The 19,237-nt window shown below is 71.1% G+C and carries 14 protein-coding genes and 1 tRNA gene; 7 read left to right on the forward strand and 8 right to left on the reverse strand.

The window, feature by feature from the left end; all coding sequences use genetic code 11:
• From BLU79_RS27520 to BLU79_RS27530, 3 genes are all read left to right on the forward strand, one after another.
• A partial coding sequence (locus tag BLU79_RS27520) for an acyl-CoA dehydrogenase family protein (protein ID WP_371131947.1) occupies nucleotides 1-1,232 on the forward strand: 1,232 nt, incomplete at its 5' end.
• Nucleotides 1,233-1,487: 255 nt separating this feature from the next.
• Nucleotides 1,488-2,573 carry a DUF6081 family protein gene (locus BLU79_RS47895; protein WP_093908613.1) on the forward strand — a complete coding sequence of 362 codons (1,086 nt, stop codon included), beginning with the start codon at nucleotides 1,488-1,490 and terminating at the stop codon, nucleotides 2,571-2,573.
• Nucleotides 2,574-2,613: 40 nt separating this feature from the next.
• Complete coding sequence (locus BLU79_RS27530) at nucleotides 2,614-3,573, forward strand: alpha/beta hydrolase (protein ID WP_093908614.1); 960 nt, start codon at nucleotides 2,614-2,616, stop codon at nucleotides 3,571-3,573.
• Between the two features lie 133 nt (nucleotides 3,574-3,706).
• Here BLU79_RS27530 and BLU79_RS27535 read toward each other — a convergent pair whose 3' ends face one another.
• From BLU79_RS27535 to BLU79_RS27550, 4 genes are all read right to left on the reverse strand, one after another.
• Nucleotides 3,707-4,291 (reverse strand): flavodoxin family protein, encoded by a 585-nt coding sequence (locus BLU79_RS27535; protein WP_093908615.1) that lies wholly within the window; start codon nucleotides 4,289-4,291, stop codon nucleotides 3,707-3,709.
• A 164-nt stretch (nucleotides 4,292-4,455) separates the two neighbouring features.
• Entirely contained in the window at nucleotides 4,456-5,220 is a 765-nt protein-coding gene (locus BLU79_RS27540) for an AfsR/SARP family transcriptional regulator (RefSeq protein ID WP_093908616.1), read from the reverse strand.
• A 317-nt stretch (nucleotides 5,221-5,537) separates the two neighbouring features.
• The gene (locus BLU79_RS27545) at nucleotides 5,538-6,305 is read right to left on the reverse strand and encodes a 4'-phosphopantetheinyl transferase family protein (RefSeq protein ID WP_143052529.1); all 768 of its coding nucleotides are present in this window, start codon (nucleotides 6,303-6,305) and stop codon (nucleotides 5,538-5,540) included.
• Nucleotides 6,302-7,564, reverse strand: a complete 1,263-nt coding sequence (locus tag BLU79_RS27550) for a hypothetical protein (protein ID WP_093908618.1) — start codon at nucleotides 7,562-7,564, stop codon at nucleotides 6,302-6,304. The genes BLU79_RS27545 and BLU79_RS27550 overlap by 4 nt, the downstream gene beginning before the upstream one ends.
• A gap of 195 nt (nucleotides 7,565-7,759) precedes the next feature.
• Here BLU79_RS27550 and BLU79_RS27555 point away from each other — a divergent pair, with 195 nt between their 5' ends.
• A complete protein-coding gene (locus BLU79_RS27555) occupies nucleotides 7,760-8,017 on the forward strand; it encodes an acyl carrier protein (RefSeq protein ID WP_093908619.1) in 258 nt (85 codons plus the stop codon).
• Nucleotides 8,018-8,135: 118 nt separating this feature from the next.
• Here BLU79_RS27555 and BLU79_RS27560 read toward each other — a convergent pair whose 3' ends face one another.
• Genes BLU79_RS27560 through metK form a run of 3 tightly spaced genes read right to left on the reverse strand, consistent with a single transcriptional unit; the run spans nucleotide 8,136 to nucleotide 11,135 of the window.
• Entirely contained in the window at nucleotides 8,136-8,879 is a 744-nt protein-coding gene (locus tag BLU79_RS27560) for an SDR family NAD(P)-dependent oxidoreductase (protein WP_093908620.1), read from the reverse strand.
• Nucleotides 8,876-9,970 (reverse strand): carbohydrate kinase family protein, encoded by a 1,095-nt coding sequence (locus BLU79_RS27565; protein ID WP_093908621.1) that lies wholly within the window; start codon nucleotides 9,968-9,970, stop codon nucleotides 8,876-8,878. The genes BLU79_RS27560 and BLU79_RS27565 overlap by 4 nt, the downstream gene beginning before the upstream one ends.
• 1 nt (nucleotide 9,971) lies before the next feature.
• Nucleotides 9,972-11,135 (reverse strand): methionine adenosyltransferase, encoded by a 1,164-nt coding sequence (gene metK / locus BLU79_RS27570; RefSeq protein ID WP_093908622.1) that lies wholly within the window; start codon nucleotides 11,133-11,135, stop codon nucleotides 9,972-9,974.
• Between the two features lie 412 nt (nucleotides 11,136-11,547).
• On the opposite strand from metK, the gene BLU79_RS27575 reads away from it, so the two are divergent.
• From BLU79_RS27575 to BLU79_RS27585, 3 genes are all read left to right on the forward strand, one after another.
• Complete coding sequence (locus BLU79_RS27575) at nucleotides 11,548-13,176, forward strand: MFS transporter (protein WP_256333493.1); 1,629 nt, start codon at nucleotides 11,548-11,550, stop codon at nucleotides 13,174-13,176.
• Nucleotides 13,177-13,707: 531 nt separating this feature from the next.
• Entirely contained in the window at nucleotides 13,708-14,529 is an 822-nt protein-coding gene (locus BLU79_RS48360) for a hypothetical protein (RefSeq protein ID WP_177001196.1), read from the forward strand.
• On the forward strand, nucleotides 14,526-18,968 hold the full coding sequence (locus tag BLU79_RS27585) for a hypothetical protein (protein ID WP_093908624.1): 4,443 nt from the start codon (nucleotides 14,526-14,528) through the stop codon (nucleotides 18,966-18,968). The genes BLU79_RS48360 and BLU79_RS27585 overlap by 4 nt, the downstream gene beginning before the upstream one ends.
• Nucleotides 18,969-19,044: 76 nt before the next feature.
• Here BLU79_RS27585 and BLU79_RS27590 read toward each other — a convergent pair.
• A tRNA-Thr gene (locus BLU79_RS27590) sits at nucleotides 19,045-19,118 on the reverse strand.
• Between the last annotated feature and the right edge of the window lie 119 nt (nucleotides 19,119-19,237).

Genomic DNA, 19,237 nt, shown 5'->3' on the forward strand with positions numbered 1-19,237 from the left:
CAGAGAACCCCTCCCCCCGGCCCACAGCCGCACAGGACACCGCTGCCGAGACGAAGCGAGCCGTCGTGGCCACGCGGGCCGGGGAGAACCGGGCGCCGCTGTCCGAGGCAGCACGGGACGTCGCGGTCGAGGCCGCGCGGGGCGCCGGGGCCGCCGAGGCCGAGCGGCGGCTGTCGGCGGACGTGGTCAAGGCGGCGGTCGCCGCCGGGTTCGCACGGCATCTCGTGCCGGCCGCATACGGCGGTGACGAGGGGAGTTTCCTGGAGCTGGGGCGGGCCGTGAGCGCCGTCGGGGAGGGGTGCACCGCGACCGCCTGGTGCGTGTCGCTGGCCGCGCACGTCGGCCGGATGGCGGCCCATCTGCCCGAGGAGGGCCGACGCGAGGTGTGGGCGGACGGCCCGGACGCCTTCTTCGTCGCCTCCCTCACCCCGCTCGGCACCGCGCACCCCGAGCCCGGCGGCTACCGCCTGACCGGCACCTGGCCCTTCGTCAGCGCGATCGACCACGCCGACTGGGCCCTGCTCGCGGCCCAGGTGCCGGGCGCCGCCGGGGGCCCGCCCGAGCCGCGGGTCCTCGCGGTGCCCCGGGACGCCTGGCGCACCGAGGACACCTGGCACAACGTCGGCATGGCCGCGACCGGCAGCCACACCGTCACCGTCGAGGACCTGTTCGTCCCGGCCGGACGTACCGTCAGCCGCGAGGACCTCTTCACCGGGCGCGGCGCCGCCGACGTCGCGCCCCGGCTCGCCGTGCCGATGCAGGCGACGACCATGATGTTCGCGGTGCCCGCACTGGGCGCCGCCAAGGGGGCGCTCGCGGCCTGGCGGCGGCACGCCGAGCGGAAGATCCGCGCCGCCGCCGACCACCCGGCCCCCGCGCTGCCCGGCATGCCGACCTTCAACCGCGTCACCTGGGACGTGACGCTGACCCGCAGCGCCACCGAGATCGACGCGGCCGAACTCCTCCTGGAACGGGCCGCCCACACGGCCGACGAGCACGGCCCCGACCTCACCGCCCTGCAGACGATGCGCGGCTGGCGGGACTGCGCGATGGCCACCGACGCCCTGGTCGGCGTAGCCAACCGGCTGTTCCGCGGCGTCGGCACCACGGGCCAGTCCTCGGCCAACCCGGTGCAGCGCTTCTGGCGCGACATCAACTCGATCGCCGGCCACCAGGCCCTCCAGGTCGAGTCCGCGGCCACGGCGTACGCCTACCGCGCGCTGGACCTGTGACCCGAGGACCCAGCCCTTTCGACACCGGCCCGCGCATTCCAGCCCGTCCGGCGTTTGAGGACGAGGCCCCTTAAGGGCCGAAGCGGGGGTCTGGGGGCCGCAGGCCCCCAGGGACAGGACGGGTAGGGGCGGCGGGGGCGAAACACCCCCACGGCACCCCCACCCACTCCCCCCCACCCACCCCTCACGTCGTCAATTCCCGCCCCCGCCGACCAACCCGTACGACAACACCGCCCACCCCGGAAAGGAACCCGCATGTCCATAAGCCGCCGCACGGCACTCACCGCCACGGCCGCCCTCGCCGCCACCGCCCTGTCCGCCCAGACCGCCAGAGCCGGTTCGGACGACGCCTCCGCCGCCCGCCGCGTCCTGTTCGAGGACGACTTCTCCGGCGGCTTCGCCACCAGCGGCCCCGGCGCCCGCTGGACCCACATCCCGTTCGGCGGCGGCGTCGGCCAGAACGCCGTAGCGACCACCTCCCGACGCGGCCTGCGGCTCGCCGCGCCGGGCAGCAACCCCCGCACCGGCGAGCCCGCGTTCACCCTGACGCTGGGCCAGCACGAGACGAGCGGCCTGCCCGGCACGCTCGACCACATCAAGTGGCTGTCGTACCCGGACCGGCGCACGAGCGAGGGCACCCTCGGCTTCGCCGCCGAGCCGGGTCGCCTCCTGGTCGGCGAGTCCTGGATGACGTCCACCACCTACGGCACCGCCGCCCACCCCTTCGGCACCGCGGTCACCGACGCCCTGGACGACCCGCGGCTCGCCATGGCCGGACTGCCCGTCGAGGACCCGGAGACCGGCATCGCCGTCGACTTCTTCTTCACCAACAAGACGGTGTACGCCTTCTACGAGCGGCTCCCCCACCACCGTGACACGCTCGGGAACTACGCCGCCTTCACGTACGCCGTCCCGGTCGCCCGCCGCTCCTCGCCGACCGCCGAGCACCACATCAGGATCGAGTACGACCGCTCGCGCGGCGTCATCCGCTGGTGCCTGGACGGCCGCGAGGTGTTCAAGGTCGACCGCATCGGCCAACTGCTGCCCTCCCGCCGGTACCTGGTGCTCGACCACGGCGGTACCCCGACCTCGGTGACCCCACGTCAACTCACCTTCGGCCTGGGCATGTTCGTCGCACTGGACTTCGCCCGCCCGAATGTCGCCGGTTCCGGCCTCGTCCGACTGACCGACGAGGCGGGGCACTACTTCGACCCGGTGCACGGCGAGCCCACTCCGCAGTCCTTCCTCGACGCCGACAGCCGTCCGGAGAACCGGCTCTGGGGCCAGGGCGCCGCTCTCGGGGTCCGCCGTTTCCTGGTCTCCAGCCGCAACGCCGGCTGAGTTCCGGCCGTGTTCCCTACGCGCCCTTCGAGGAGCCGCCATGCCATCGTCGTACGACATCGATCCTGAACTGGCCCCGTTCGCCGAGCGGATGCGGCCGCTGGACTACGCCGACCCCGAGGGCGCGCGGTCGGTGATGCGCCAGGTGATGGCCGCGCAACCGCACTACGAGCACCTCGACCGGGTGCGGGTGGAGGACCGCACCCTGCCGGTACCGGGCGGCCCGGAGCTGACCGTCCGCGTCTACGCCCCCGCGCGGCCGGCCGACGGCGCGCGCCCCGCGCTGCTCTTCCCGCACTGGGGCGGGTTCGTCACCGGCGATCTGGACACCCCCCGTGCGTTCGCCGCCCGCATCGCCGACCAGGTGGGCGCGGTGGTGGTCTCGCCCGACTACCGGCTCGCCCCTGAACACCCTTTCCCGGCGGGCCTGGACGACTGCTGGGCGGCGCTGGAGTGGACCGTCGCGCACGCTGCCGAGCTGGGCGTCGACCCGGACCGGATCGGCGTGGGCGGGTTCAGCGCGGGCGGCGCCCTGGCCACCGCCTGCGCGCTGCGCGCCCGTGACCTCGGCGGGCCCCGCGTCCGCTTCCAGTACCTGCTGTTCCCCCAGCTCGACGACCGCCTGGAGACCGTGTCGGCACGGGAGTTCACGGACACTCCGGTGCTGGACCGGGCCAGTCTCGTGCTCTGCTGGAAGCACTACGTGGGCTCGGTCTCCGGCCCGACCCCGGTACTCGCGGCGCCGGCCCGCGCGGAGGATCTGACGGGGCTGCCGCCGGCGTTCGTCGGGGTGTGCGCCTACGACCCGCTGCGCGACGAGGGCATCCAGTTCGCGCACCGGCTCATCCAGGCGGGCGTGCCGACCGAACTGGTCCACTACCCGGGAACGTTCCACGCCTCGGTCGGTATCGGCCACGCGGCCGTCTCCCGGCGCATGGTGCGCGACCAGATCGACGCGCTGCGGCGCGGGCTGGGCGTGGACGGGGAGCCCGTCGCATAGCGCTGTCCGCCCTGCCCTATCCCCTCCTCCCCTCCCCGCGGCTGTCCGCCGTATCCGCATACGACGATGAGGGGCCCCGGGTCATACGACCCGAGGCCCCTCCTTCGTGCCTTCGTGCGGTACGCCGATGGCGTCAGGCGGCCACGCGCGCGCGGGCCGTGCGCAGCAGCAGCGCGTGCTCGGCCACCCGGCGCCCGAGGTGGGCGGCGGTGAGCACGTCGCCCTTGCGCATGGACTCGGGACCCTGGTCGCCCGGGCACTGGCCCATGGCACCCAGCCAGCCGCCCAGCCGGTTGAGGTCGTTCTCCGTGTCGCCGGGCAGCAGATCGAGGTTGACCCAGTGCATGCCGTGCTGCGCGGCCAGCACCGTGAAGTACTGCAGGGTGTTCAGCTTGTCGCCGCTCATCGCGCCGGAGGTGGTGAAACCGGCCGCGACCTTGTCCTTCCAGGCCTGCCCGTACCAGCGCTCGCTGGTCGCCGCGGCGAACTTGTGGAAGTCCGGGCTGGCCGAACCCATGTAGGTGGGCGAGCCGAAGATGATCGCGTCGGCTGCGTCGAGCCGGTCCCAGTCGTCCTCGGTGACGGTGTCGACCGTGATCACCTCGACCACGGCGCCCGCCACGGAACGTACGCCCTCCTGGACGCCCTCGGCCATTTTCGTGGTGTGCCCGTACCCGCTGTGGTAGGCGATGACGACGGATACCGGGGATTCAGACATGGTTTTCCCTTCGGACGACATATGCAGGGCTACGAATTAATGGCGCACCCGATTGCATACGAACCGCGGATCGGATAACGCCTCCAGCCTGTCAGCAGCGCGTCCGCCGGGGCACTGCTCCTTCGGGCAAAAACACCTACCCGAAGGAGCAGCCGAGGGGGCGATCAGTGGACGGAACAGACGGAATTCCGGGCCATCAGGTCGTGCTGGAGCGTCTGGAGTTCCGGAGCGGGTTCAATACCCAGCTCCATGTCGAGTATGCGCCAGAGGTTTCGGTAGGCCTGGATGGCCTCGGCGCGTCGTCCGCTTTTGTACAACGCCTTGATGAGCTGGGCGTGGAAACTCTCGTTGAGCGGATTCTCCGCGACCAGCAGCCGCAGCCGCGGGATGATCTCCTGGTGGCGGCCGAGCCGGGTGCAGGCCGCGATGTGCAGCTCGTGCGCGGACAACCGCAGTTCGTTGACGTAGGTCAGGTGGGCGTCGAGCACCGGGCCGGTGATCATGCCGGCCAGCACCGGGCCGCGCCAGAGCGCGAACGCCTCGTCGAGCAGGACGGCGGCCTTCTCCGCGTCACCCTGGTCCAGGGCGGTGCGGGACCGGCCGACCAGGCCCTCGAACACGACGACGTCGATGCTGTCGCCGGGTACCTCGATGCTGTAGCCGGCGGGCCGGGTCACCAGGACGGAATGGCCGCCGGGCCCGACCCCGCAGAGCTTGCGCGCGTGGTAGATGTACGTCTGCAGCGTGGTGAGCGCGCTGCGCGGCACACTCTCCCCCCACAGCTCCTCGATCAGGGTGTGGGCGCCGATCGACTCGCCGTACTGCACGACGAGCAGTCCGAGGAGCTGGCTGACTTTCGACCTGGTCAACGTGGTCGAGCGCCCGTTGTTCAGGACTACCTCGAACTGTCCGAGCAGTTTGAACTTCAATTTCTTTTCCCCCATTTTTTGCGGGCACGCAACAAGGGCTGGTCGAATCGTGCAGCGATCTCCGCCCGAAACCGATGTATCGCAGAATACGGAGTGATCGAGACTTCGCCGCTGCGCCCCAGTACGCCTGCCCGCGCTCACCTGGCGGTCCAGTCCAGGAACATATTGGACGGTATAAGAACAGGCGCATTCGTGCCACAGACTCCGCAGTGATCGGCGTCACACTAGCCGCGAACTGCCCAAAATAGCGGCTGGACTTTAGGCCGGGAATTGATCAGCTGAAAGCGATTTCTCAAAATTCGGCAAAACCTCGGAATTCAAAGTTGGAGATTCCCGGGGAGTCCCGGGGGCGGAAAACGGAGGCTGTCCGGCGGGCCGGCGACGGCCAGGCTGACCAGATGTCCGGTGTCGGTGTGATGCGTCGTGAACCGCCACTCCGAGGGCCGGACGGGGCGCCCCCGGTCGTCGGTCAGAACCGCGCCGCGACCGTGCAACCGGAATCCGAAGGTGTGGAACGGCAGCCGCGTGCCCACGCCGAGTGCCTTGGTGTAGGCCTCCTTCAAGGTCCACAACCGCAGCAGGGTGCGGGGGCGTTCGGCCGGTGAAGTGGCGTTGAGCACTGCCCGTTCGTAGGGGGTGCAGATCCGCCGGGCGAGCAGTTCCACCCGCACCGGGCGGGTGGCCCGCTCGACATCCGCCCCGACCTGCCCTCCCGCCACAGCGAGTGCGAGGACCAGCCGGGTGTCGGTGTGACTCAGGCTCAGCTCCAGGCCGCCGCAGCCCCGCAACCGAGGGCGGCCGGCGGGATCGCGGGTCAGCTCCAGCTCCCCCGGCTCAACGCCGAGGACCGCGCCCGCCATGCTCTTGACCAGCCGCCGGGACGCCACGAGCCGCTGCCGTGCGGCCGCCGGAAGCGCCGCGTCCAGCCGCCCCCGCTCACGGCCGAGCCACCGTACGGCTTCCGCCTCGCCGCGCACGGCCCAGTCCGCGACATCCGCGTGGACGACCACACTGCCGTACCGCCTGAGCACCTGCCGCGCCACGTCGAGGGTCTGGCCCGGCGCCACGGCCAACAGCGGCGTCACGCCACCGCGCACCGCAGCACATCCGCCCGCCACGCGGTGCCCGCCCCATCGGAGACCCGCAGATCAAGCCGCACGGCAAGCCGATACAGCGCCCCGCACAGCCTGGCCCGCCGCGCGGAGACGCCGAAGGCGGCGGTGGGGTGGGGGGACAGGGGGTGCGCTGGTCCGGAGTGCCGGGGCGGGGGGTGATGGCAGGCGGGGCAGCCGGCGGTGCAGGGACCGGAGGAGGAGCCGGATGCAGAAGGCGCTCCCCCGCCGGGCCCGGGCAAGGGAAGATCCCCGGCCGTCGGCCAGGCACCGGGGCGGCCGATGCCGTGGCCTGCCGCGCCCTGCCCTCCGCGTCCGTCCCGATGCGGCCCCGCCTCCTGCCAGCCGTCGAGGCAGGCGGCGGCCGCTGCGAGCAGGGCACAGCGCTCCAGGAGGGCATGCGGTGGTTCCTGGCCTGCCGACTCGGCGCCGGCCGCGGCCAGTTCACGCCGCTCCGCCTCCAGCAGGCCGACCAGCTCCGACAACGGCTTCGGCAGCCCACGACCGCGTACGGGGGTGAGGGGCCGGGCCAGCCTGTCCTCCCCGGTGGCGATGCGGGCGAGCCGATGACCGAGCCGCTCCCACGTCTGCGGGGACCGCTCCCGCACCGCGCGCACCAGCACGCGCCGCCGACGCCGGTATTCCACGGCCACGGCGTCCGGCCGGTGCAGCCGCGCCCCCAGTACGGGCGCGATCGCGCCGACCCCCTCCAGCAACAGCACGGGGACCAGGCAACGCGCGGCGGCGGACCGGTTCCCTCCGTCATGCCGGAGGAGCCGGTCGCAGATCCACAGGTCGAGGTAGCAGGCGCCCACGGCATCGGAGGCGGTGGCGCTCAAGGTGCCCGGCGCCGTCGGGCCTTGCGTGGCGGATGCCACGGCGCCTGCCGGGCCGGTCGCTTGCGGGCCCATGGTGCCGGGCACTTGAAGGCCCACGGTGCCGGGCGCTTCCGCACTCCTCCTGCCGGGCGCCTCCGCACTCCCTCTGCCGGGCGCCTCCCCTCTCACCGAGCCGACCGCCACGGGATCCACCGTGCCGGACGCCGGGGCGCCCACCGCGTCGACGACCACGTGCAGCGCGGCCGCCGCATGGCTGAGCAGGCGGCCGGGTTCCAGGGGGCCCCGTGCCGCCCCGGGTCCGACGACCCGTAGTCCCGCCCGCGGGGCCGTCGCCATGCCGCCACCGCTGTCGCTCCGGCCGTCCCACGGTCCTCGTCGGTCCTGTGTCCGCATGGCTCACCGCGCTCCTTTACGAAGGCCCCGTTCGGCGAGGCCTCACCATCGGCGCACGGCGTCGGAGGCGGATCGGAGTGCGGCGGAGGTGTGCTGGGCCGGTTCCAGCGGGCTCCAAGGGGGTGGCCGCACGATGCGCGTGACGGGGACCGTCCACGTCATGTGACACCCACCGAGCCCGAGGAGACGACTGCGATGGCGACTGTTGGCATCGAGGACCTGCGCCGCATCCTGGTGGCCTGCGCCGGCGAAGAGGAGGGCTCCCGGCTGGGCGGCGACACCCTCGACACCCCTTTCGAGGAGCTGGGTTACGACTCGCTCGCCCTCATGGAGACGGCCGCGGCCATCCAGGAGGAGTACGGGATCGTGCTGCCCGACGAGGAGGTGAGCGAGGCGCGTACGCCGCGCAGCCTGCTCGACCTGGCCAACGGAGCGGTCCGTACCGGCGGGTGACCTGCCCGCCGTATCCACAACCACGGCCACAACCACGGCCACGGCCACGGCCACGGCCAAAGCCACGGCCCCCGACAGCATCACCGCTGCCGGGGGCCGCCCCATGACCACGAGTCCGTCACCACGGCACGCGTTCGGCCACGTCTCCCTCCATGCTCCCGTGGAAGCCGCCCGTCCCCCCGGCGCCCAACGCCAGCCGTACGGGGACCTCGGCGCCCTCCTCGACCGTGCGGGTGCCCCGGCTGAACGGCGAGTCGGCGTTCAGGTCGGTGGCCACGAGCCCGGGGTTGGCCGCGTTGACGCGGATCCCGGCGTCGCGCAGCGCCTCGGCGTACACCAGGGTCACCGCGTTGAGGGCGGCCTTGGAGGAGCTGTAGGCGAGCAGTCCCCGTGAGGCCGCCGGGTGCTCGGGGTCGTCGAGGAGGGTCAACGACCCGAGCGGGCTGGACAGGTTGACCACCCGGGCGTCCTTCGAGCGCCGCAGCAGCGGCAGGCACGCGCGCGTCACGGCGACCGTGCCGAGGACGTTGACCTCGAACGCCCGGCGCAGATGGTCCTCCGTGATGCCCTCGACGGGCAGGCCCCACTCGGTGACGATCCCGGCGTTGTTGACGAGGACGTCGAGCCTGCCGCACTCCTCGTCGATCGTCCGCACCGCCGCGTCGACCTGCTCCCGCACGGTGACGTCGAGCCGCGCGAACCGCACGTCGAGGCCCTCCGCCCGCAGTTCGCCCGCGGCCACGCGCCCCCGTGTCTCGTCCCGTGCCCCCAGGTACACGGTCAGCCCCTCAGCCGCGAGCCGCCGCGTGATCTCCTTGCCGAGGCCTTTGTTGGCCCCGGTCACCAGCGCGATGTCCGTCATGCCACCCCCACTCGTCCCAGATCCGCGAGTGCCGCGGCACGGTCTCCGTAGGCGCGGGTGAGCGCCGAGCCGAGCCGGGCCGGTTCGACCGTATAGGTCTGGGTGCCCACGGTGACGAGGACGAGCGAGGCCATCGCACAGCCCAGCCGGGCCCGGTCCACCACGTCCCACCCCTGGCTGACGCCGGCCAGATAGCCGGCCCGGAAGGCGTCCCCGACCCCGGTGGGGTCGGTGTGCTCGGCCACGGGCACGGCCAGGACCTCGACCGTGGGTCCGTCGGCTCGCTCGATCCGACAGCCCTTCGCGCCGAGCGTGGTCACCCAGGTGCCGACGCGCTCAAGGACCTCGGCATGCTCCCAGCCGGTACGGGAGAGCAGCAGAGCGCTCTCGTACTCGTTGGTGAACAAGTGGTCGGCCCCGTCGACGAGTTCTCGCACGGCGGCCCCGTCGAGCCGGGCCAACTGCTGGGAGGGGTCGGCGGCGAAGGGGACCCCGAGAGCGCGGCAGGCGCGGGTGTGGCGCAGCATCGCCGCGGGATCGTCGGCGCCGACAAGGACGTACCCGACCTCCCGCTCCCGGATCACCGCCACCAGGTCGACGCGGTCCGCCTCGGCCATCGCCCCGGCGTAGAAGGTGGCGAGCTGGTTGCCGTCGGCGTCCGTGGTGCACATGAAGCGGGCGGTGTGCCGGTCGGCGGATACGTGGACCGCCGAGATGTCCACGCCGTGCGCGGCGAGCACACCGCCGTACTCCTCGAAGTCGACGCCGGCCGCGCCGACCAGCACAGGCCGGTGGCCGAGCGCGGCCAGACCGTAGGCGATGTTGGCGCCGACGCCGCCGTGCCGCACGTCCAGTGTGTCGGCGAGGAAGGACAGCGACACATGGTCGAGCCGTTCCGGAAGCAGCTGCTCCACGAACCGCCCGGGAAAGGTGAGCAGATGGTCGGTCGCGATGGACCCGGTGACGGCGATGGTCCGCGGCCCACGGGCCCTGTCGTCGACGGCGGCAGGGCTCTGGACACTGCTGCCGCCGACGGCAGGGTGGGCATTGCCGCCGCCGACGGCAGGGCTCTGGACACTGTCGTCGGCCATGTCAGAGCCCCGCCGCGGAGAGCAGCGCATCCACACGGTCGGTGCGCTCCCAGGTGAAGTCGGGCATCTCCCGGCCGAAGTGACCGTAGGCGGCGGTCTGGGCGTAGATCGGGCGCAGCAGGTCCAGGTCGCGGATGATCGCTGCCGGACGCAGGTCGAAGACCTCGTCGATGGCGGCCTGGATACGGTTCACCGGCACCTCCTCGGTACCGAACGTCTCCACATAGAGCCCGACCGGTTCGGCCTTGCCGATGGCGTACGCCACCTGGACCTCGCAACGGGTCGCCAGCCCGGCCGCGACGACGTTCTTGGCGACCCAGCGCATCGCGTACGCCGCACTGCGGTCCACCTTCGACGGATCCTTGCCGGAGAAGGCCCCACCACCGTGCCGGGCCATGCCGCCGTACGTGTCGATGACGATCTTCCGCCCGGTCAGCCCCGCGTCACCCATCGGCCCGCCGATCTCGAAGCGGCCCGTCGGATTCACCAGCAGCCGATACCCGTCAGCCTCCAACTTGACGCCTTCTTCAGCCAGTTGAGCCACGACAGGCTCGACGACATGCGTGCGCACATCGGGGCCGAGGAGCCCGTCCAGACTGATGTTCGCGGCGTGCTGCGAGGAGACGACCACGGTGTCGAGCCGGACCGCGCGGTCCCCGTCGTACCCGATGGTGACCTGCGTCTTGCCGTCGGGGCGCAGGTAGGGGAGGGTGCCGTCCCTGCGGACGTCGGCCAGGCGGGCGGAGAGCCGGTGCGCGAGGTGGATCGGCAGCGGCATCAACTCCGCCGTCTCGTCGCACGCGAAGCCGAACATCAGACCCTGGTCGCCGGCGCCTCCGGTGTCCACGCCCTGGGCGATGTCCGGCGACTGGGTACCGATCGACACGGACACCCCGCACGAAGCGCCGTCGAAGCCCTTGGCCGACGCGTCGTACCCGATGCGCAGGACCGTGTCCCGGACGAGCTGGGCGACCGGCGCGTACGCCGTGGTACTGACCTCTCCGGCGACGTGCACCTGACCGGTGGTGATCAGCGTCTCCACGGCGACACGGGCGGCGGGGTCGGCCGCCAGCAGATGGTCGAGGATGGCGTCGCTGACCTGGTCGGCGATCTTGTCGGGGTGGCCCTCGGTGACGGACTCCGAGGTGAACAGACGTAGAGACACGGCTCTCCCTGGGTTCGCAGCGGCTGCTGACTGCGCGAAGTGTGCGCGCCGCCGGTCGAGGACCGCTTGGAGCACCGCCGGACCGTGGGCCGCAGAACCGGGCCGAGCCCGCTGGGCGAAAAGCCCCAGGGGGCAACCAGAACGGCTACCAAATCCCCTTTCCGTACGTCGCCGAAAACCGAGAGAATATCCGAGCCATAACTGTATTCCGATCCTGTCCCGTTTCTGGTGCCGGGCACGAAATTTGCGCGAGGTCAACAACAGGATCAGGAATTGACAGAGGCCTTGCCGGCATGCCCTCGACACCGCAGGAAAATCGCCAACTGTGCGCGAGCGCTCAGGAATTGACACCTGCCTGATGGTTGCCTACGGTCCGCTCGTCAGATTTTTCCGATCGCATCCGAAGGTATTCATGACTGCATCTGCGTTGCCGAAATCCGGGCAGCAGTTGATTCTTGCCGTTCTCATGGTGTGTTCACTGCTGATCTGGCTGGACAACACCGTCCTGAGTACCACCCTGGAGACCCTCGCGGACCCGGTCCGTGGACTGAATGCCAGCCCGGCCGAACTCCAGTGGGCCACCGGCTCGTACACGCTGACCTTCGCCACCTTGATGTTCACCGCGGGCGCCCTGGGCGATCGCTTCGGCCACCGGACGGTGCTCGCGACGGGCCTGGTGATATTCGCCGGGTCCTCGGTGTGGGCGGCGTACGCGGGTGACGCGGACCAGTTGATCGCCGCCAGGGCCGCGATGGGCATCGGCAGCGCGCTGATCATGCCTGCCAACCTGGCCATCCTCATGTGGACGTTCACCGGCCCCGCGCGGTCGACCGCGATCGCCATCTCCTCGACCTCCGCCGGTGTCGGGATGGCCCTGGGCCCGGTGCTGGCCGGGGTGCTGCTCGACCACTTCTGGTGGGGCTCGGTCTTCCTGGTCAATGTCCCGGTCGTGGTGCTGGCGCTGATCGGCATCGCCGTGCTGGTCCCGAACTTCCGCAGCCCCGTGGTGCGTCCACTGGACCCGGCCGGGATGCTGCTGTCGATCAGCGGCCTCGCGACGCTCGCCTACGGGCTGATCCGCGCGGGTCAGGTGGCGGCCTGGAGCCATACGGACGTCTGGGCGCCGATCGCCGTCGGACTGGTCCTGCTGGCCGTGTTCGTCCGCGTCGAACTACGCGTCAAGGTGCCGAGCTTCGATCCCCGGCTGCTCGCGCAGCGTGCGTTCGGCGGAGGCAACGTGGCACTCGGGCTGCTCCTCTTCGCCGTGTCCGCCGTCACCTTCTACAACGCGTTCTACCTGCAGGGCGCCCGCGGCTACTCGCCGATCGAGGCGGGCCTGGCCGGCCTCCCCACCGCACTCGGCGCGTTCCTGGGGGCGCCCGTCGGCGCGCGCCTGGTGCACCGCTGGTCGCTGCGGCTCGTCACCGTGCCGGCCCTCACCGTGGCGGCCCTGACCATGGGCGCGTACGGACTCTTCGGGCTGCGGACCCCCCTCGCCTGGATCGAGATCCTGCTGTTGGTCCAGGGCCTGTCCATCGGCATGGTGATCGGTCCGGTGACCGCGGCGCTGATCAGCACACTGCCGCTGGAACGGGCCGGTGCCGGGTCGGCCGTCACCAACACCGTGCGCCAGACCGGCAGCGTGATCGGGATCGCCGTCGGCGGCACGATCATGTCGATCGTGTACCGGCGCGCGATCGAGCCCTCGCTGGGCGGTGTGCCAGAACCGGTGCGGGAGCAGGCGCGGGTCTCCGCCGAACAGGCCCGGCACGTCGCCACCGCGACCCACCGGCCCGAGCTCGTGCACGCCGCCGACGACGCGTTCGTCCACGCCATGCACGTCGGCGCGGTCTGGATCATGTTCATCGCACTCTTCGGAGCGGCCGTGCTGCTTCTCGCCCTGCGCTCGGTCCGAGAGCCCTCGGCTGCCGGGCGCGAGCCGGACCACGAGCCGGAAGCCGGCCCGTCCGCGGACGAGGCGCCCCGGACCGGGGCCGAACTCCGCCCCGCCCGCGAGGGCGACGACGTGGGCAGCCACTGACACCGTGGGAGCCAGGCAGAAACTCCCTGAGGTGCAGCCGCGCTCATCATCTTCGCCAGTGGCGCCAAGTGAATCTCCTCGGGTTGAAATACCAGCCGGACCTCGCCGACCTCGCCCGCCGCCAGCTGTGCGCCTGACTCCTGGCACCCCCTGTCCAGGGTCAGCAGCGCCCCGGCTAACGCCCCGGTCCACCGCCCCGTTCCTGGCACCTCGTGGGCAGTCCCAGATCCCTGCATTCCGTATTTCCACGGGGTTCACACCACGACGCGGGTGTACGACTTCAGTGCCGACGCCCGTACCAGGGAGAGCGGGCGCCGGTCTGTCGTGGAGTAAATCCGTTGATTGGCGGGGGATTTGAGTAAATCAGCGACCCTTTTTCCTCCTCAAGTGCACGTAGCGAGAGGTGTCATGGCAACGAACGGTAGGGAAGGATCGGGCAGCTCGAGCAGCTCGAGCAGCTCGGGCAGCCCGGGCGCATTCGAGCGCAGGCTGCTGCTGGCAGTCGACGCGAAAGGATACGGCCGCGCCGACGTGGTGACGCAGCGCCAGTTCCAGGAGGGAATCACGCGGCTGCTGGACGAAGCGGCCGCCACTGCCCGGCTGGACCGCGCGGGCTGGGTGACGCAGGAGGGCGGGGATTCCGTGTTCGCCGTCCTGCCCGAGGGAGCCTATGAGCCCGCCCTGATCGACATCTTCATGCGCGCCTTGGATGCCGGACTACGAGCCTTCAACCACAACCGGATACCGCAAGCCCGGCTCAGGATCAGGGCAGCCATCCACTTCGGCTCGACCTCGCTGGGCGCCAACGGCTTCGTCGGCCGGGCTCCGGTCGAGATCGGTCGAATCCTCGACTGCGTGGCCCTGCGCTCCGCCCTGGAGGTGGCTCCGGACGCCTGTCTGGCCGTCGCCGTGTCGACGGCCGTCTTCCACGATGTCGTAGGGGACGCGTACACGAGCATTCCGGCGGACGAGTTCCGTCACGTGCACGTCGAAGAGAAGGAGTATCGCGGCGAGGCCTGGATCTGGGTCCCGGGCTCCGATGTCCGGCAGTTGGACCTGGAACCGGACCGGCCGGTGACCGCGCCGGGCACCGTCGGCCCCGAGGACGACGAAGGGGACCGAGGTGCCGGGCGGGCACCGCAGCGACCAGAGGGGCCCACCGGTCCCGTGGACAAGAGCGACGCGCCCGTGGTGCGGATCGACGTGGAGGCGAAGGAGATAGCGGGGACCGCGACCGTGGTGCGCACAGACCGGCTCGAGGGCACCATCGAGGGCACCGCCAGGATCGGTTCCGTGACGTCCGGCGGAACATTTGTCGGGGCGGACATCTGCACCACCAAGGGCGAGAAGTGACCGCCCGGGCAGGGACGGACCGCGCCTTCGAGGACGTGGTCCGAGCCCGGACGGAGGCGGACTTCGTCGAGCGCCAGTGGCTGTACGACAGGGTCGAGCAGGGGTTGGAGGCTCAGGACGGGCAGTACGTGCTGGTGACGGGGGAGCCGGGGGCGGGCAAGACCAGCGTCCTCGCCGGCCTGGCCCGTAACCACCCGAACTGGCTGCGCTACTTCGTACGGCAGGACAGCCGGACTCCGCTCGTCGGCGGAGACATCCAGTCGTTCCTCCTTTCCACGGGCCACCAACTCGCCCGACTGCACCCGGAGATCTTCCGGCCGGAACGCCTTGAGATCGTGGTGCGCCAGCACATCGAAACCGTCGAGGCCGGGGGCCTCGCGGTCGGCATCAGGATCGACGACCTGACGGTGTCGCCGTTCTGCCAAACCGCCGCCCTGGTGCTGGACCAGGAGATCACCACCGTCGCGGGCGCGGTCAGCGCTGTCGAGATCAACACGGCCGGCCTGGAACCCAGGCTCCTGGAACCCGACAACCTGGCCCAGTTGGCACTGATCCAGCCGGCCGAGGTCCTGCTGCGGGAAGACCCTTCGGCCCGGATCGTGATCCTGCTCGACGCGCTGGACGAGCTGGCCGGCAAGCGGGAGACGGCCACCCTCCTGGAGTGGCTGGCCCACGGGCCCGAACTGCCGCCCAACCTGAGCATCGTCATGACCTCGCGACCGCACTCCGCACTCGGCCCCCTGCGGTCCGCCCGGGACGGCAGGATCAGCGAGATCGCCATCGATCCCGGTGCCCGCCAGGTGTTCGACGACCTGCTCGACTACGCCGACCGCGCGTTGGGAACCGCGCCCGTCACCACCGCGGTAACGGCCGCCGGCCTGGTTCCCGACCGGTTCAGGCGGGACATCGCCCACCGGGCGGCCGGGAACTTCCTCTATCTGTCCAGCTACGCACGGGCGTTGGCGGATGCCGTCGAACGTGCCGACGAGTCGCAGACGACCCGGCTGCTCGGCCTCGAGGGCCTCCCGCAGGGCCTTGCCGGGCTGTACGCGTTCTTCGTCGACTCCGCCCGCTCCCATGTCGCCCGGCTCGGCATGGTCGAGATCCGGGACCCATTGGGTCCCGAGGACAGGCTGACTTCACCCTGGGAGGGAGTCGGCCGCCGGATCCTCGCCGTCCTCACCGTCGCCAGAGAACCGCTGACCGCGGCGAAACTCGCCGAGCTGGGCGGCATCCGCGTCTGGCCCTCGACCGTGGACGAGGTACTGGCACGACTGCGCTGGCTGCTCGCCCCGCACAGTGACCGGTTCAGCTTCTACCACTCCTCCATCGGCGAGTTCCTCGGCGACGAGCAGACCAGTCGTCGGCACCCCGAGTGTTCGGTCGACGTACTCGAGTGGCACGAGCGGATCGTCCGGCACTACCGCGGCACCGCCGCCTCCTGGTCCGCCCTCGACTGGAACACCGTTGACCGTTACGGGCTCGCGCACCTCGCCGAACACTTGACGCGCTGCCGGGCCCAAGTGGCGAACGAGGCGGCCGACCTGGTCTGCCCCGGCTTGCGCGTCGCGGCACGGACCACCTTCGGAAGCGACCGGCACTTCCTGCGGCTCGTCGATCTCGTAGCGGACCGGGCCGTCGAGTCACTTCCGCTCGCTTCCGGCCTGCCGACCGTCCTGTACCTGGGGGTGGTACGACGCCAGATCCTGCGGTCGACCCGTCGGGTCAACCCGGAGATCCTCGGCCTGATGGCCCGGCTGGGCCGCGTCGAGGAGGCGCTGGAGCACATGTCGGCGCAGGCCCCCTCCCTCGAACAGGTCGAGGCCATGCTGGAGATCCTGCGCCACGCGCCGCCGGGCGAAAACGGACCCGGCCGGGAGGAGTTGCTGGAGCTGCTGGTGGAGAAGACCTTGGCGGTCCCGCCCCACCACGCGCCGAACGGCCACTGGTCACGCTCGCTGCACGCGGCGATGCTCACCGCACAGGAGCTCGCGCCGCACGACCTGCGCCGGGCACTGCGCCTGTGGGACCGGGCGCGAGAAGCCGTACAGCATCTCTGCCGACACGACGAAGCCCCGGATCCCATCCACCGTGCCGCAGCGGTGGCCGCGAGTGACACGGGCGAGGCACGCGCACTCATCGAGTCGATGCACACGGTCCGCGCCGACGACTACCTGGACCTCGCCGCACGCACCGAGCCCGAGGCCGTGCCCGACCTGCTCCTGCGAGCCGAGGCGAGCCTGCCCACCGACCGGCGGGCCCGCCTGCGCCTGCTGGCCGTGCTGGCGGTCGCCTGGGCGCCGCTGGCCCGAAGCGAGGCCGAGCGCCTGCTCGCGGTACTCGGCGCGGAAGCCGAGCGAGCTGCCGGGGCCGGGGCAGAGGCAGACCACGAGGTGGTGACCGGCTTGGTCGATGCCGCGTCGGCCTTGGCCGCATCGGACCGGGAGACCGCGCACCACCTCATGGAAAGGCTGGACGCCACCCTCGTCAACGGCAGGGGGAGCTCTCTCCGGGCCGCCGAGCTGTGGGCGGACTGGGGGAGGCCGGACCGGGCGCGCAGGTTGCTCGGCCGGCTGATGGAGACGGACAGCCTCACGACCAGGATCGGGGTCGGCAAGGTGCTTCGCGGATTCGCCCCGGACGAGGCGCTGCGGATGCTCGAGAAGGCGCGCGCCGAAATCCCTCCCGCGACGGCTTTCCACGATGACATGGCGAGAGGTGATCGGGATCGCGACCTGCAGAGTCTTGCCCTTGCCTGGGTCGACTTCGACCTGGGCCAGGCGGCGAAGGTGGCCCGCGAGATCGCCAACGTCTGGGGGACCGGCGACATTCCGGGCCAGTTCGAGTACATCACGGAGGAAGACTTCATCACCAAGATGGCCACCGCCGGCATGACCTTTCGTGGCGACCGGCACGTGGCCCTGGCTCAGATCGCCCACCGGCATCTGGACGCGGGCGGTACCGGCGAAGCGCGCGAACTCCTCGAGGAGGCACTGCACTTCTATGAACTAGCGCCTCCGCTGGAGGACGAGAAAATACCCGCTCCCTACTGGCCGGCCGCCCCGGACACCAAGCGGAGGCCGTTGGACCTCCTGCCCGGCCTGACGGCCATGTTCAACCTCTCCAACGAGGGGGCGGCCCGCTGCACCCAACACTTCCACCGCGACCCCGCCGACGTCATCCGTACGACCGCGCTCGGTCCCTACAGCTGGGCCAGGACGGTCCGTGCCCTCGCCGAGACAGTCGCCGACCGCGACCTGCCACGGGCCGTCGGGCTCGTGCGCTCCCTCCTCGACGGTGGAGAGCGGGCGATCGGCCTGGCCGCGGTGTTCCGAACGGCGGCGGAGGCCCCCTACAGTCCGGCCGGAGTCCGCCTGTGCGAGGAGCTCCGAGACGAACTCTACGAGGCGCTCGCCGATCTGGAGCGTTTCGAGTGGCCGCACCGCGAGGGTGCGGGACAGGACCTCGACGCCGATCAACGCGCCTGGGCGTACCTGCGCCCCGATCACCGGACCAGGTTCGAAGTCGCCGTCCGGGTCTTCCCGTACCTGCCTGACACCATGGAGCTGCTCGAACAGAACGGTACGACCTACCTGGCCTTCGCCCTCCAGATGGCCATGTGCACCTGGGCGTCGACGAAGTACGCGGACATGGAGCTGCGCGGAGCGCCTCCCCACCCGGAACTCCTGGGGATCCACGAGAGAACACTCAGCCCGTTCTGGCTGCCGGGCAACGACAGCATGCTGGTGGACCTGACGCGCGCGATGGCGACGTACGAGGACTTCCGTGCCGACGGTGCCACCGGCAACGGCGGCTTTCTCCCACCGCTCGTGATCCCCAAGGACTCGGTGTACGCAGGTGTGGTCGACCTGCTGGCCTCGCTGGCGGATGACGGAGTGACCCGTGCCTTCGCGGACCGGGTCCGCACTCTGCTGAGCGGCGAACGCCTGCCCGCTGCCGCCGGGTTGGTCGCTTTCGCCGCGGAGCACCTGCCGGAGGACGAGCGGATCCGTGAACTCGCGGACGACATCGTCTCCGCGACGGCGGACCGCACACCCGCGACCCGGGCCGTCACACTGGCGGAACTCGCGGTGTGCCCCGCCCTGGCCGGGGCGGTCGACCCCGTCGAGCTGATGACGGAGACCCTTCGGCTCCCTGTGCGCCCCACCGAGCGCTGGGTACCCGGTGAGGTGCTCGCCAAGCTCTTCCCGATCCTCGTGACCCGGCACCCCGCAGCCGCCCTGCGCCTGCTCTACGACTGCCTGGCGGAGAGCTGGGAGGCAGCGATGACCCAGCTCGAGTACGCCGCGGTGCCTCTCATCGACACCCTCGGCACCGACGCCGCCGAGCTCCTGCACGGCTCGATCCGCCGCGCGCTGGAGTGCGCCTCCCTCGACGGCACCGTTCCGCCCGCCGTGGACGGTGTCCAGATGACGTAGACGACAAGCGCGGAGGACCGACAGCACGAACAACAAGAAACCCCAGGTCAGTGGCCTGACCTGGGGTTCAAAGAAGAGCCGCCTTCGGGATTCGAACCCGAGACCTACGCATTACGAGTGCGTTGCTCTGGCCATCTGAGCTAAGGCGGCGCGCCGTCCACACTATGGTGCGATCAGCAACGTCGGTAAGTCTACACAGTTTCTGGAGTGCCCCGTACCAGCCCCTGACCGGCCCCGGAGTCCACCCTCCGGGGCCGTCCGCACCAGCT

Source organism: Streptomyces sp. cf386 (assembly GCF_900103585.1).
Taxonomy (GTDB): Bacteria; Actinomycetota; Actinomycetes; order Streptomycetales; family Streptomycetaceae; genus Streptomyces.

What these genes read in the sequence shown, in the direction of transcription:
- BLU79_RS47895 (WP_093908613.1), top strand. Translation starts at nt 1,488, where the DNA reads ATGTCCATAAGCCGCCGCACGGCACTCACCGCCACGGCCGCCCTCGCC.
- BLU79_RS27530 (WP_093908614.1), top strand. Translation starts at nt 2,614, where the DNA reads ATGCCATCGTCGTACGACATCGATCCTGAACTGGCCCCGTTCGCCGAG.
- BLU79_RS27535 (WP_093908615.1), bottom strand. Translation starts at nt 4,291, where the DNA reads ATGTCTGAATCCCCGGTATCCGTCGTCATCGCCTACCACAGCGGGTAC.
- BLU79_RS27550 (WP_093908618.1), bottom strand. Translation starts at nt 7,564, where the DNA reads ATGCGGACACAGGACCGACGAGGACCGTGGGACGGCCGGAGCGACAGC.
- BLU79_RS27555 (WP_093908619.1), top strand. Translation starts at nt 7,760, where the DNA reads ATGGCGACTGTTGGCATCGAGGACCTGCGCCGCATCCTGGTGGCCTGC.
- BLU79_RS27560 (WP_093908620.1), bottom strand. Translation starts at nt 8,879, where the DNA reads ATGACGGACATCGCGCTGGTGACCGGGGCCAACAAAGGCCTCGGCAAG.
- BLU79_RS27565 (WP_093908621.1), bottom strand. Translation starts at nt 9,970, where the DNA reads ATGGCCGACGACAGTGTCCAGAGCCCTGCCGTCGGCGGCGGCAATGCC.
- BLU79_RS27575 (WP_256333493.1), top strand. Translation starts at nt 11,548, where the DNA reads ATGACTGCATCTGCGTTGCCGAAATCCGGGCAGCAGTTGATTCTTGCC.